This is a genomic window from Microbacterium sp. X-17 (assembly GCF_039615055.1).
Genome location: NZ_JBDHNI010000003.1, coordinates 804,335 through 817,948 on the forward strand (window position 1 = coordinate 804,335; position 13,614 = coordinate 817,948).

The following is a 13,614-nucleotide window of genomic DNA, read 5'->3' on the forward strand; positions in this document are numbered from 1 at the left end:
CAGGTCGACCGGCGACGGGCCGATCTCCGGGTTTACAACGTTGAATTTTCAACGTTGTATCGGATTATAGGAGCATCCCTTTCGAGATGTCAATCGAGTTCAGAGAGCGGGGATCGCTGCGGTCGAGAGTGACGATTCGCGGACGACCGTCGCGAAGGGGACTTCGATCTTGCGCGGTCCGCCGACCCTCCCTCCGCGGTCGCCGATGCGCTCGATCAGCGCGTCGACGGCGCGCTGGGCGATGTCCGGCCGACCGGGATCGATGGTGCTGAGACTCGGCATGGCGAACTGCCCCTCGATCAGATTGTCGAAGCCGATGACCGCGACCTCATCGGGCACCCGGACGCCCTCCTGATTGAGCACGCGCAGGGCGCCCAGCGCCAGCTCGTCGTTCAGCGCGAAGATCGCGTCGAACGCGACGCCGGACTCCAGCAGCTGCCGGGTGGCCGCCGCCCCGTCCGTGCGATGCCAGCCTTCGCGGAACACGACCAGCTCGTCCGCGGCGTCGATGCCGCGGTCCTTCAGCGCGGCGTAATACCCCTCCAGGCGCAACGCGGCCGAGCCCACCCGCTCGGCGACGTGGGCGCCGAGCACGGCGATGCGCCGGCGACCGATGTCGATGAGGTGCTCCGTCGCGGCGTACCCGCCTTCCACGTTCTGCATCACCACGTGATCGGTGGGGCCGCCGAAGATGCGCTCGCCGAGGAGCACCAGCGGATAGTCGACGTTCAGGGAGTCCACGTCGTCCATCGACACCCCCAGCGGCGAGAACATCAGGCCGTCCAGCATCGACAGCCGCGAGCCGCGCAGCAGTTCCAGCTCCGCGTCCCGGTCTCCCCCGGTCTGCTCGATCAGGGTCACGAAGCCGAGCTTCCTGGAGGCCTCGAGCACAGCGTCGGCGAGCTCGGCGAAGTAGCTGAAGCTGAGCGACGGGACGGCGAGGCCGATCACCCCGGTGCGCCCCGCCCGCAGGTTGCGAGCGGCGAGATTCGGCTGGTAGCCGAGCTCGTCGATCGCGGCGAGCACCCGCTCCCGCGTCGCCGCCTTCACGAATTCGTAGCCGTTGACCACGTTGGAGACTGTCTTCACCGAGACGCCGGCGGCGCCGGCCACGTCCTTCAGTGTCGCGACCATCGGATGATCCCCCTCGCTTTCGAAATGCGTTGGTAGTCAATTTACAACGTTGATAGCATTCGGCGATGCTTGAGACCACCATCACCCTCGACCGCTCCGCCCACGTCGCCACCATCGACCGGCGCATCTTCGGCTCGTTCGTGGAGCACCTCGGCCGCTGCGTCTACGACGGCATCTACGAGCCCGGGCACCCGACCGCGAACGAGGACGGCTTCCGCCTCGACGTGGTCGAGCTGGTGAAGGAGCTCGGCGCGACCACCATCCGCTACCCCGGCGGCAACTTCGTCTCCGGCTTCCGCTGGGAGGACAGCGTCGGGCCGCGCGACCAGCGTCCCGTGCGCCGCGACCTCGCCTGGCACTCCCTGGAGACCAACCAGGTCGGCCTGGACGAGTTCTCGCGCTGGCTGAAGCTGACCGGCTCGGAGCTGATGCTCGCGGTCAACCTCGGCACCCGTGGCATCGAGGAGGCGCTCGGCCTCCTGGAGTACGCCAACCACCCGTCCGGCACCGCCCTCAGCGACCAGCGGATCGCGAACGGAACGGTCAAGCCGCACGGCATCCGGATGTGGTGCCTCGGCAACGAGATGGACGGCCCCTGGCAGACCGGCTACATGACCGCCGACGACTACGGCAAGCTCGCCGCCCGCACCGCCCAGGCGATGAAGGCGGCCGACCGGCACCTCGAACTCGTCGCGTGCGGTTCCTCCGGCTCCGGGATGCCGACCTTCGGCGACTGGGAGCGCACCGTCCTGGAGCACGCCTACGACAACGTCGACTTCATCTCGGCGCACGCCTACTACCAGGAGCGCGGCGGCGACCTCGGGTCGTTCCTGGCCTCCTCCGTGGACATGCAGTACTTCATCGACACGGTCGTCGCGGCGGCGGACCACGTCGGCAGCAAGCGCAAGAGCGCCAAGAGGATCGCCATCTCGTTCGACGAGTGGAACGTCTGGTACCTGGACGAGCACCAGGCGTCCCAGGAGGTCAACGACGAGTGGCGCATCGCCCCGCGGCAGCTGGAGGACGTCTACTCGGTCGCCGACGCGGTGGTCGTGGGCAACCTCCTGATCACGCTGCTGAAGAACCACGACCGGGTCCGCAGCGCCTCCCTCGCCCAGCTCGTGAACGTGATCGCGCCGATCATGACCGAGCCCGGCGGCGCGGCCTGGCGGCAGACCACGTTCTTCCCGTTCTCGGTGACGAGCCGGCTCGCGCGCGGCGAAGTGCTGCGCCCGGCCGTCCGCACCGGCAGCTACGAGACCGCGGTGCACGGCTCCGCGGACGTGGTGGACGCGGTCGCGACGCACGACGCCGCGACCGGCGAGTCCGCGGTCTTCCTGGTGAACCGCAGCCTCACCGAGACCGAGACGGTGACCATCGACGTCCGCGACCTGGGCGCGACCGCGGTGCGGGAGGCGCTCAGCCTGTTCGACGACGACGTGTACGCGAAGAACACGCTGGCCGAGCCGGAGCGCGTCGGGCTGAGCGCGAACGGCACGGCGAGGGTCGCGGACGGCGTGCTGACGGTGGAGCTGCCCCCGGTCTCCTGGACGGCGGTCGCGCTGGGCTGACCGCTCGGCGGATTTGGCGCGACGGCCGTCCTGCATGTTAGATATGGGAGTGACCGGCAAGATGCTCTCCCAGCTCTGCGCCACCGTGGCGCTCGCGGCGGTGACGCTGTTGATCGGCCGCTCGATGCACGATCTCGCCACGGTGATCCTGTTCGCCGTGGGTGTGCTGGCGACCATCCTGTCCGCCTTCCGGGTGCGTTCGCTGCGCGTGAAGCACCTCGCCGAGGCCGAACGCCGTGTCCCCCAAAATGCCGCTACAAACGACCCCGGGAATCCGTCAGACTCGACCCGATGAGCAACCATCAGGGGGTCGGCACGAACGTGTCGAGGGGGACTGTACTCCGCCCGCATCGCGACCTGTTCGCGCGCGGGCTCACCGCCGTGCTCGCGCTGACCACGCCGGTGTTCGCTGTGCTGTACTGGCTCACCATCCCGAACGGCGAGTGGAGGTACGTCCTCTTCGCCCACGTGCTGGTCGTGCTGGCGACGATCCTCGGCGTGTACGCGTTCCTCAGCGCGACGATCACGATCCAGGCGGACGGCATCCGGGAGCGCGGCTTCTTCGGCCGGACCCGGTTCGTGCGGTCCGTCGACGTCGGCTCCGTCCTGATCGTGCGCCTCTACGACGGCAGCACACTGGACACACTCCCCCAGCTCTTCATCACCGGGCGCGACGGCCGCGTGCTCATCCGGATGCGCGGGCAGTTCTGGTCGGTGGACGACATGGAGCGGGTCGCCGAGGAGCTCGACGTGCCGGTGACACGGCCGGAGGACTTCCTGACCATGACGCAGCTCCGGCGCCGGTCGCCCGAGCTGCTGTACTGGTTCGAGCGGATGCCGCGGTTCCGCTAGGGCGGGTCAGACGTCCGCGTCCGTCGCGATCGCCAGCGCGGGCGCGTCGGTGCGGCTGGAGGGCAGCTCCTCGAAGCCGAGCCGGCGGTAGAACGCCATCGCGCCGGTGTTCGTCGGCGACATCCGGAGGAACACGCCCGGCACGCCGCGATCGTTCAGCGCGCCCAGGAGCTCCCGGATGAGCCGGCGCCCGAAGCCCTGGCCCTGCAGCTCGGGCAGCAGGTCGATGTGCAGGTGCGCGGGGTACCGGTCGGCCTCCGGGACGATCGCCTCATGCTGGTCGAGCCCGAACCCGATCGCCTCCCGCTCCTTGGCGGACGGCGCCGCGTCCACCGGGTAGCGCTCGCGGAACCCGGGGAGCCAGTGCTCGTCGTACCAGTCGGCGAACGCGTGGCTGTCCGCCACAGCTATCACGTATCCGGCGACCCGGTCGCCGGTGTCGACCACGAACGCGAGGTCGGGCTGGTACTCCACATAGGGCCCGGCGAAGACGTCGGGCAGGAGGTCGTCGCTGGAGTAGAGCCCGCGCGCGTCGGCACCGCTCGCCCCGGTCCTGACGCAGATGTCGTAGACGTCCGCGCGGTCGGCCGGACGGTACGGTCGGATCGAAGTCACCGTGAAAGTATGGCAGCGTGACCTCGTCCACCGTCGCAGGGCCGCTGAGCAAGGGCCGGCTCACCCCTGGAGCCGCCGACGCTGTGCCTGTCCGGATCGAGCGGCGCGCTCCGGGTGAGGCGGCCGCCGCGTTCGTGCGGCACTACTGGCTGCCGCGGTGGTCCCTCCCCGCCGGCGCGAGCGTGCGCGAGGCGGTGCTGGAGTATCCGACCGCGAACCTGGTGATCGAGGCGGACACTGCGGCGCTGTACCGGGCGAGCCGCGGGCTGTCCGGGAGGACGCTGACCGGCGACGGCTGGGCGTTCGGCGCGCTGCTGCGACCCGGCGTGGCGCGGGAGTGGGTGGGCGGCTCTTTGCGTGGAGCTCCCGCGGTGATCCCGCTCGACGCGCTCTCGGTACGGACGCTCACCGACGCGGTCGGCGCGGTGCGCGAACGGCTCGCCGACGACGACGCGGAGGGCGCGATCGCGGTCGTCGAGGCCGCGCTGGGCGGCCTCCCGGCCCCCGACGCCGACGCGCGGCTGGTGGACGCGATCGTCGCCGCGGTCGAGTCGGACCGCGAGCTACGCCGGGTGGAGCAGCTCGCCGACCGGTTCGCGATCGGCGTGCGCCGCCTGCAGCGGCTCGTGGCCGGGCACGTCGGATTCGGGCCGAAGTGGCTGATCCAGCGCTACCGGCTGCAGGAGGCCGCCGCAGCCCTGCGCGAGCCGGAGCCTCCCGCGCTCGCGCAGCTCGCGGCCGAGCTGGGCTACGCGGATCAGGCGCACTTCAACCGGGAGTTCAAGGCCGTGGTCGGCCTGACGCCCGGCGCGTACGCGGCCGAGAGCCGGCGCACGTGACGCAGCGCGATCCCGACGCCCTGCTCGCCCCGTGGCGGGCGCGCTGGGCGCTGACGCCGGACGGTGCGGCCTTCGCCACACCGTCGAGCGTGCTGCAGCCGGTGGTGCGGGAGGGCAGGGCGGCGTTCCTCAAGCTGGCGACGCACCCCGAGGAGGCCGCGGGCGGGCGCGTGCTCCGCTGGTGGGACGGCCGCGGTGCGGCGCCGGTGCTCGCCGCGGAGGGCGACGCGCTCGTGCTCGCGCGCGCGACGGGCGGCCGCTCGCTGGAGTCGCTGACGGCCTCCGGCGCGGATGGGGACGACGAGGCGACCCGCATCCTCTGCCGGGCGGCGCTGCGCCTGCACACGGTGACCGACCGGCCGCGACCGGAGGGCCTGGTCGACCTCCCGCGCTGGTTCGCCGAGCTCTTCCAGCACGCCGCCGACCGACCGCATGCCCACGACGGAATGTTCGCCAGCGCGGCGGCCGAAGCCCGGGCGCTGCTCGCCTCACCGGACGGCGACGTGGTGCTGCACGGCGACATCCACCACGGCAACGTGCTCGACTTCGCGGGCGACGGCTGGCTCGCGATCGACCCCAAGCACATCCACGGCGATCCGGGCTTCGACCTCGCGAACATCCTGTGCAACCCGTCGGCGGAGGTCGCGCTCGCGCCGGGACGGCTGGAGCGCACCGTGGCGGTGATAGCGGACGAGACCGGGATCGCGCGGCGGCGGATGCTGCGCTGGGCGCTCGCCTGGGCCGGGCTGTCGGCGGCGTGGTCGGAGCGCAGTGCCGGTGACGCGACGATCGCGATGGGCATCGGGATCGCGGCGATGCGGGCGCTGGACGCGCCTCCGGCTACGTCTTCGCCCGGGCCGCCGCGCTGAGGAAGAACGGGTGCGGCCGGGCGCTCTCCTCCGCCAGCTTGTACGCCAGCGGCGCCCAGACGATGACCGCGACGCCGGCTCCGAGCAGGAGGCCACCGATCGTGTCGCTCAGCCAGTGCGCGCCGAGGTAGGTGCGGCTGATCGCCATCAGGATCGCCCACGCGCCGCCGACGCACCACACCCAGACGCGCGGGAACAGGATGCCGAACACGACCGCCATCGTCGCCGCGTTCGCCGTATGCCCGGACGGGAATGAACCCGGATCGGCGACCACCAGGATCTCCGACGGGCGCGCCCGGCCGACCGTGTGCTTGAGGACCTGCACGCAGACCACCGACACGACGCTCGCGATGGCGAAGAAGCCCGCGCCCCACGGCCTCCGGAAGGCCAGCAGCAGCAGGAAGATCACGACGGGGATCACCACCGAGCCGACGATCCCGCCGCCGACCCAGTCGAAGAACAGGGCCGGGACGGTCCACACCGGCGACCGGTGCTCGACCACTTCGGCCATCCACTCCAGGTCGACGACGAACGGCTCGGTCGGCCGGAACGCGATGATCGCACCCATCACCAGCACGAGGCCGATCGCCACCGACGCCGAGATCAGCGGCCAGCGGCGCTGGATGCGCGCGGCGGTGTGGAGGGGAGGCGACGCGGTCATGGGATCACGCTAGCGCGGCCCGCCGCCTCAGTGCCCGAGCGCCGGCACCGTCCGCGGCCGCACGACCAGCCACAGCGACCCGATGGACACCGCAGCGCAGATCGCCATCATCGCGCCCATCGGCCCTGCGCTCCCGGTGCCGAGCAGGCCGACGATCGGAGAGAACACGCCCGCCGCGCCGAAGTTGAGCGCGCCGAGCAGGCTCGCCGCCGTCCCGGCCTCGTGACCGTGGTTGTTCAGCGCCAGCACCTGCACGCACGGGAAGCCGAAACCGCAGGCCGCGATGAAGAACCACAGCGGGATCGCCACGCCCCACAGCCCGGCGTGGGCCTGGTCGAGCACGACGATCGCGACCGACGCCACGAACATCACCGCCGTCGAGACGGCGAGGATCCACTGCGGCCCGAAATACTTGGTCAGGCGCGACGCCGACTGCACGCCGATGATGATGCCGATCGAGTTGACCGCGAACAGGAGGCCGTACTCCTGGGGCGTGAAGGCGTAGAGGCCCTGAAAGATGAACGGGCTCGCCGACAGGTACGAGAACAGGCCGGTGAAGTTCGCGGCTCCCACGATCGCGATGCCGACGAAGACCCGGTCGCTCAGCACCGAGCGGTACCGCTGGCCGACCGTCGAGTGGCCGGCGTCGTGCCGGCGCGCCTTGGGGAGGGTCTCGGTGATCCACAGCGACACGCACGTGATCACGAAAACGCCGTAGCAGGCGAGCACGACGAAGATGCCCCGCCACGGCATGACCAGAAGCAGCCACGACCCGATGACAGGGGCCAGGACGGGCGCGAGCCCGTTGACGAGCGCGAGCCGGCTCAGCATCCGCACGAGCGGACGCCCGCCGAACAGGTCGCGGACCATCGCCATCGCGACCACACCGCCGGCGGCGGCGCCGATGCCCATCAGCGCGCGGGCGATGCCGAGCAGCTCGACGTTGGGCGCGACCGCCGCTGCGAGGCACGCGAAGATGTGGACGCCGGTGGCCGCGATGAGCGGGATGCGGCGGCCGATCTTGTCCGACCACGGGCCGACCAGGAGCTGGCCCAGGCCGAAGCCGATCGTGGTCGCCGTCAGCGTGAGCTGGATCATCGCGGTGGAGACGTGGAAGTCGGACTCCAGCGTCGGCAGCGCGGGCAGGTACATGTCGATCGTGAACGGCCCGAGTGCGGTGAGCGCGCCGAGGATCAGGATGTACGCCAGGCGCTGGCGGCCGGTGAGCGAGTCGCCGGGATGCACGACGGTGGTCACGAAAAGAGTCCTTCTGCTGGAGGGCGTGTGGGGAGGGGCACGCGTCCGGCACTGGACGCAAAACGACAGCACCGCGACGGGATCGCGGTGCTGGGAGCCGCCCGTTCGAATCGATTCGATCGCGGGCGCGTGTCCATACTAGCGCGTTCCGGGCCAGAATGTGAACGTGCGCATTGCGGCGTTTCCGCGGCGCCGACGGAAGACGACACAGAGAGCGAGTGACATGACCTTCTCCATCGCCATGATCGGCGCCGGCCAGTTCGCCGGGCAGTTCGCGAAGCTGTTCGCGCTGCACCCCGGCGTGAGCGCGGTGTACGCCACCGACCTGCTGCCGGAGCGCGCGGAGCGGCTGGTCGCCGAGTACGGCCTCGACGGCGCCCTCCCCTCGTTCGAGGCCGCGCTCGAGGACCCGCGCGTGGACGCCGTCGCGATCTTCACCCAGCGCTGGACGCACGGCCCGCTCGTCGTGCGCGCCCTGGAGGCCGGCAAGCACGTCTACTCGGCCGTCCCGATGGCGATCAGCGCCGACGAGATCGCCGCGATCATCGACGCCGTGCGCCGCACCGGCCTCACCTACATGATGGGCGAGACCAGCCACTACAACCCGGCCACCGTCTACGCGCGGTCGCAGATCGCGGAGGGCGCCTTCGGCCGCGTCTTCTACGCCGAGGGCGACTACGTGCACGACATGGACCTCGGCTTCTACGACGCCTACCGGTACTCCGGCGGCGAGGCCTGGAAGGCGACGGCCAGCTATCCGCCCCTGCTCTACCCCACGCACTCGATCGGCGGCATCCTCGGCGCGTGGGACACGCACGCGGTCAGCGTCTCGGCGATCGGCGTCACCGACGACCGCGGCGACGGTGTCTTCGACCGCGAGGTGAGCATGTTCGGCAACGACTTCTCGAACGCGACCGCGCTGTTCGAGGTCGCGGGCGGCGGGTCGTTCCGGACGAACGAGTTCCGCCGGGTCGGCTATCCGTCGCACATCCGGGAGTCGCGCTTCCGCTTCTTCGGCACGGACGGCAGCTTCGAGCAGCTCGCGACGGTCTCGCACCGCACCGACAAGGAGGGCGTGACGGACCTCACCGAGTTGCTGCAGCCGAAGCCGACGCTGTCGCCGGACGACCCGTCGCTCGCGCACGTCTCGCCCGCGCTGCGCGACGCGTTCACGTCGGGCAGCGCGCCCATCCACGACCGCACGCGGCTGCCGCGCGAGTTCGACCACGTGACGAACGGGCACGAAGGCAGCCACCACTTCCTCGCCGACGACTTCGTGCGCGCGGTGAACACGCGCACCCTCCCGCCGGTCAACGCCTGGCAGGCCGCCCGCTACACCCTCCCCGGCATCGTCGCCCACCAGAGCGCCCTCCAGAACGGCGCCCGCCTCCCCATCCCCGACCACGGAGACGCCCCCCAGTAACCATCCGTTCCGGAGTTGTGTACGCAACACGCCGGGCGCGGGCGTACACAACTCCGGAAGAGATTGAGGGGCTACGGGGCGGAGGGGGACGCGAGGAGCGGGGTGAAGGCGAGTTCGGCGGCGCCGATGAGGAGGATGTCGCTGCCGAGGGCGGCGCGCGTGATGGTGAGGGTCTCGGCGGAGGCGGCGAGCGCCTGCGCGGCGACGAGCGCGGGGAGCCGCTCGGGCGCGAGCTCGTGCAGCGCGCCCAGGAATCCGCCGAGCACGATCCGGTCCGGGTCGAAGACGTTGGTCGCGTTGCGCAGCGCGGTCGCGAGGAAACCGAGCTGGCGGTCCACCTCGGCGAGCACAGCCGCGTCGCCCGCCGCGACGGCCGCGCCGAGCGCCCACGAGAGCTCGTCCGGGTCGGCGGAGGCCAGCCCGAGCACCCGCAGCAGCGCCCGCTGGCTGACCTCGGTCTCCAGGCAGCCGATCGCGCCGCAGTGGCAGCGCACGCCCACCGAGTTCACCAGGGTGTGGCCGAGCTCGCCGGCGTAACCGCTGATGCCGGTCAGCGGCCTCCCGCCGACGATGACGCCCGCGCCGATGCCGGACGCGCCGCCGTTGACGTAGACGAGGTCGGCCGCGCCCTGCCCGGCGCCGAACAGCCGTTCGGCGTTCGCGCCCAGGCTGGCGTCGTTCGCGGCGGCGACGGGATAGCCGGTGGCCGCGGCGAGCTCGGCGGCGAAGGGCTCCTCCGCCCACTCCAGGTGCGGGGCGAGCCGGACGACGCCGTCCTCCTCCCGCACGAGTCCGGGCACCGCGACGCCGACGCCGACGACCCGGGAGGCCGCGGCCAGCTCGGGCCGCAGCCCGTCGATCACGGCGGCGGCGATGGCGGCGGCCTCCGCGGCGGTCGGCACGTGCCCGGTGGGATAGCGCACCCGGCGGTGCACCTGCGCGTCGAGCCCGACGACGCCGACGGTGACCGCGTCGACCTCGGGGTTCACGGCGAGCGCGACGACCCGGCCGTCGGCGGCGACGACCGGGGACGGCCTCCCGACCCGGTTGCTGGTCTCCGGCTCGCGCTCGCGCACCAGCCCGAACTCGGCCAGCTCGGCGACCAGCGCGCCGATGGTCGAGCGGTTGAGCCCGGTCGCCTGCGTGAGCGCGGAGCGCGCCAACGGCCCCTCGCGGTGCACCATCCCGAGCACGGCGGAGAGGTTGTGCCGCCGCACCGTGTCGAGGTTCGTCCCCGCCGTCGTCCTGCCGTTCATGGTCCCGGTCACTGTATTACAGGTCCGAGGGTGCGGCGGACCTCACCATGTTTCGGGTCGCGTCCCCACGGGCACCGCCTCCGGCCGCTCGACCGTGGAGGTCAGCGTGACGACCTCGTGCCGGCCGCCGGCGGCGAGCGCGGCCTCCATGATCTCCAGCACGTGGAAGGCCAGCTCACCGGAGGCGCGGTGCGGCCGGCCGGTCTCGATCGCGCGGGCCAGGTCGGCGAGGCCGTAGCCGCGGCCCGCGTCGGCGTAACCGCCCGCGACCTCCACCTCCCGGAACTCGCGGTCCTCCGCCGTCGCGACCGACACCGGGTCGGAGAAGTGGTTGGGGTCGGGCACGGCGAGGGTCCCCGCCGTCCCGTAGACCTCGAACAGCGGCACGCGGGAGGCCCACACCTCGAACGAGACGGTCACGGTCGAGACCACTCCGGAGGCGTGCTCCAGGATCGCCGTGACGTGCGTGTCCACGTCCACCGGCAGCGCGGCTCCCGCATTCGGCCCGGTGGCGACCGTGCGCACGCGGTCCGACCGCCGGGTCGCCCCGGACACCCGGACCACCGGCCCGAAGAACGTCACGAGCGACGTCAGGTAGTACGGCCCCATGTCGAACAGCGGGCCGCCGCCGGGCTGGTAGTAGAACGCGGGCGCCGGATGCCACAGCTCGTGACCGGGCGCCGTCCACGCCACGGCGGCGCCGAGCGGCACGCCGATCCTGCCCTCGTCGAGCACGGCGCGCGCGGTCTGGATGCCGGTGCCGAGCACGGTGTCCGGCGCGCAGCCCACCCGCAGCCCGCGCGCGGCCGCGTCCGCGAGGACCGGCGCCGCCTCCGCCGTCGTGAGCGCCAGCGGCTTCTCGCCGTAGACGTGCTTGCCCGCCGCGAGCGCGCGCAGCGCGATGTCCGCGTGGGCGAGCGGGATGGTCAGGTTGAGCACGACATCCACGTCGGGATGCGCGAGCAGACCGTCCACGGTCATCGCCTCGACGCCCTGCTCGGCCGCGACGGCACGCGCGCGTTCGAGGTCGAGGTCGGCGACCGCGCGCAGGCGCAGGTTCGGCAGTTTCGGGAACTCCGCGAAGTACTGCGCCGAGATGACGCCGACGCCGACGACCCCGACGTTCAGCGGGCGGCCCACAGCAGCCCCCGCTCGATGATCGTGCGCACCGGCAGGGACTCCACGATCTCCAGCCGGTGGCCGGGGGCGGAGACGAAGATGCGGCCCTTGCCCCACTGCCGCGTCCAGATCGCGGGCGCGGTGACCGGGCGGTTCCAGGCGTCCCACGGCCGCACCGTCTGCGTCGTCGTGGCCAGGACGTCGTTGTACTCGTCACTCAGCACCCAGTACTGCTCGGTCTCCAGGTCGAAGTCCGCGATGCCCGCCGTGATCGGGTGGGAGGCGCCGTACTCGGTGATGTTGACGGTGTACGGGATGTAATTGTCCGACTGCTCGCCGATGCGCTCCGCCGGGTCCTTGCCCGCGTGGTGGGCGAATTGGCCGCCGATCATGTGCAGGTAGTCGGCGTTGTTCCGGTACGCGTCGGCGATCCCGCCGTGCCAGCCGCCCATCCCGGTGCCGTTCAGGATCGCGCGCTGCAGGCCCGCGAACTCCGCCGGCTCGATGGTGCTCATGGTGTTGATCTGGAGGACGAGGTCGACCGTGTCCATGAACGCCTCGTCGGTGTAGACGGCGGGGCTCTCCTCCACCCGCACGGCGAAGCCGTTCTCCTCCAGGAACGGGATGAAGAGGTTCGTGGTCTCGACGGGCATGTGCCCGTCCCAGCCGCCGCGGACGACGAGGGCTTGTCTGGTCATGGTTGGTCCGTTCTGTCCGCCGAGGCGGCGGATAATCCGCCCAGTCGGCGCTTTTCGGGGTGGTTTGCGCCTTCTCGACGCGCGGGCGGGGGTCAGGAGGTGGGGGTCCAGGCGGAGGCTGCGGCGGCGGAGCGCTCGACGGCGTCGAGCACGCGTTGGATGTGCAGGCCGTCCGCGAAGGACGGCTCGGGGTCTGCGCCGCTGGTGATCGCGTCCACGAAGTCCGCGATCTGGTGGCTGAAGGCGTGCTCGTAGCCGATCGCGTGCCCGGTCGGCCACCAGTTCGCCATGTAGGGATGCTCCGGCTCGGTCACGATGATCCGGGTGAAGCCCTGCTCCCCCGCCGGGGCGGTGGCGTCGTAGAACTGGAGCTCGTTCATCGCCTCCAGGTCGAAGGCGATCGCGCCGCGGGAGCCGCTCAGCTCGATCCGCAGCGCGTTCTTGCGGCCCGTCGCGTAGCGGGTCGCCTCGAACGCGCCGATCGCGCCCGCCGCGGCACCGTCGCTGAGCCGCGCCGTGAACCAGGCGGCGTCGTCCACGGTCACCCGGCCGCGCTCGCTGGAGGCCGTGCCAGAGAGCCCGACCGTCTCGCCGAGCAGCGGCCGCTCCTCGACGAACGTGGCGAGTGTGCCGGAGACCGACTCCAGCCGGGAGCCGGTCAGGTGCTCGACCAGGTCGATCGCGTGCGCGCCGATGTCGCCGAGCGATCCGGAGCCGGCGGCCTCCTTGTCGAGCCGCCAGGTCATCGGGCCGTTCTCGTCGCTCAGCCAGTCCTGCAGGTAGAGGGCGCGCACCTGGCGAATCGCGCCGAGGCGGCCCTCCTGCACCAGGCGGCGCGCGTAGCCGATCGCGGGGACGCGACGGTAGCTGAAGCCGACCATCGAGCGGACGCCGCGCTCCGCCGCGCGCTTGGCGGCGGCGACCATCGCCTCCGCCTCGGCGACCGTGTTGGCGAGCGGCTTCTCGCAGAGGACGTGCTTGCCCGCCTCCAGTGCGGCGATGGCGATCTCGGCGTGCGAGGCGCCCGGCGAGCAGATGTCGATCACGTCGATGTCGGGGTCCTCGACCGCGCGCCGCCAGTCGGTCTCGGCGCGCTGCCAGCCGAGCTTCGCGCGGGCGGCCTCCACGCGTTCCCGGTCGCGGCCGACGATCGTGGACATGACCGGCTCGGCGGCGAGGTCGAAGAACCGCGGCGCGACCCGCCAGCCCTGGGAGTGGGCGGCGCCCATGAACCCGTAGCCGACCATCGCCACCCGCAGCTCGCGTGCCGCTGAAGTCATCCGTCCCGCTCCTTCGCATGTTGTCCTGGTGGACGCTAAC

General features: G+C 71.8%; 14 protein-coding genes. 6 read left to right on the forward strand and 8 right to left on the reverse strand.

Annotation, left to right across the window (positions count from 1 at the left end; translation table 11 throughout):
• Positions 1 to 99: 99 nt before the first annotated feature.
• The gene (locus ABCS02_RS18050; RefSeq protein WP_345837050.1) at positions 100 to 1,134 is read right to left on the reverse strand and encodes a LacI family DNA-binding transcriptional regulator; all 1,035 of its coding nucleotides are present in this window, start codon (positions 1,132 to 1,134) and stop codon (positions 100 to 102) included.
• Positions 1,135 to 1,199: 65 nt separating this feature from the next.
• On the opposite strand from ABCS02_RS18050, the gene ABCS02_RS18055 reads away from it, so the two are divergent.
• From ABCS02_RS18055 to ABCS02_RS18065, 3 genes are read left to right on the forward strand one after another with little or no spacing between them, the layout of a single operon-like run.
• Positions 1,200 to 2,705, forward strand: a complete 1,506-nt coding sequence (locus ABCS02_RS18055; protein ID WP_345837051.1) for an alpha-N-arabinofuranosidase — start codon at positions 1,200 to 1,202, stop codon at positions 2,703 to 2,705.
• Positions 2,706 to 2,754: 49 nt separating this feature from the next.
• On the forward strand, positions 2,755 to 3,000 hold the full coding sequence (locus ABCS02_RS18060) for a hypothetical protein (protein WP_345837052.1): 246 nt from the start codon (positions 2,755 to 2,757) through the stop codon (positions 2,998 to 3,000).
• Complete coding sequence (locus ABCS02_RS18065) at positions 2,997 to 3,557, forward strand: hypothetical protein (protein WP_345837053.1); 561 nt, start codon at positions 2,997 to 2,999, stop codon at positions 3,555 to 3,557. Before ABCS02_RS18060 ends, ABCS02_RS18065 begins: the two co-directional genes overlap by 4 nt.
• A gap of 6 nt (positions 3,558 to 3,563) precedes the next feature.
• On the opposite strand, the gene ABCS02_RS18070 is transcribed toward ABCS02_RS18065, so the two are convergent.
• Positions 3,564 to 4,172, reverse strand: coding sequence for an N-acetyltransferase (locus ABCS02_RS18070; protein ID WP_345837054.1), 609 nt, complete (start codon positions 4,170 to 4,172; stop codon positions 3,564 to 3,566).
• Between the two features lie 17 nt (positions 4,173 to 4,189).
• Between ABCS02_RS18070 and ABCS02_RS18075 the strand changes: the two genes are divergently transcribed.
• Both ABCS02_RS18075 and ABCS02_RS18080 read left to right on the forward strand, forming a co-directional pair.
• A complete protein-coding gene (locus ABCS02_RS18075; protein ID WP_345837055.1) occupies positions 4,190 to 5,011 on the forward strand; it encodes an AraC family transcriptional regulator in 822 nt (273 codons plus the stop codon).
• Positions 5,008 to 5,880: an aminoglycoside phosphotransferase family protein gene (locus ABCS02_RS18080; RefSeq protein ID WP_345837056.1), complete on the forward strand. Its 873-nt coding sequence runs from the start codon at positions 5,008 to 5,010 to the stop codon at positions 5,878 to 5,880. Before ABCS02_RS18075 ends, ABCS02_RS18080 begins: the two co-directional genes overlap by 4 nt.
• On the opposite strand, the gene ABCS02_RS18085 is transcribed toward ABCS02_RS18080, so the two are convergent.
• Entirely contained in the window at positions 5,852 to 6,541 is a 690-nt protein-coding gene (locus ABCS02_RS18085) for a phosphatase PAP2 family protein (protein WP_345837057.1), read from the reverse strand. The genes ABCS02_RS18080 and ABCS02_RS18085 overlap by 29 nt on opposite strands.
• A gap of 27 nt (positions 6,542 to 6,568) precedes the next feature.
• On the reverse strand, positions 6,569 to 7,798 hold the full coding sequence (locus tag ABCS02_RS18090) for a multidrug effflux MFS transporter (protein ID WP_345837058.1): 1,230 nt from the start codon (positions 7,796 to 7,798) through the stop codon (positions 6,569 to 6,571).
• 223 nt (positions 7,799 to 8,021) lie between these two features.
• Here ABCS02_RS18090 and ABCS02_RS18095 point away from each other — a divergent pair, with 223 nt between their 5' ends.
• On the forward strand, positions 8,022 to 9,221 hold the full coding sequence (locus tag ABCS02_RS18095; RefSeq protein WP_345837059.1) for a Gfo/Idh/MocA family oxidoreductase: 1,200 nt from the start codon (positions 8,022 to 8,024) through the stop codon (positions 9,219 to 9,221).
• Between the two features lie 71 nt (positions 9,222 to 9,292).
• Here ABCS02_RS18095 and ABCS02_RS18100 read toward each other — a convergent pair whose 3' ends face one another.
• From ABCS02_RS18100 to ABCS02_RS18115, 4 genes are all read right to left on the reverse strand, one after another.
• The gene (locus tag ABCS02_RS18100) at positions 9,293 to 10,477 is read right to left on the reverse strand and encodes an ROK family protein (RefSeq protein ID WP_345837060.1); all 1,185 of its coding nucleotides are present in this window, start codon (positions 10,475 to 10,477) and stop codon (positions 9,293 to 9,295) included.
• Positions 10,478 to 10,519: 42 nt separating this feature from the next.
• On the reverse strand, positions 10,520 to 11,617 hold the full coding sequence (locus ABCS02_RS18105; protein ID WP_345837061.1) for a Gfo/Idh/MocA family oxidoreductase: 1,098 nt from the start codon (positions 11,615 to 11,617) through the stop codon (positions 10,520 to 10,522).
• On the reverse strand, positions 11,602 to 12,294 hold the full coding sequence (locus tag ABCS02_RS18110; RefSeq protein ID WP_345837062.1) for a ThuA domain-containing protein: 693 nt from the start codon (positions 12,292 to 12,294) through the stop codon (positions 11,602 to 11,604). Before ABCS02_RS18110 ends, ABCS02_RS18105 begins: the two co-directional genes overlap by 16 nt.
• Before the next feature lie 92 nt (positions 12,295 to 12,386).
• Positions 12,387 to 13,574, reverse strand: coding sequence for a Gfo/Idh/MocA family oxidoreductase (locus ABCS02_RS18115; protein ID WP_345837063.1), 1,188 nt, complete (start codon positions 13,572 to 13,574; stop codon positions 12,387 to 12,389).
• Positions 13,575 to 13,614 lie beyond the last annotated feature (40 nt).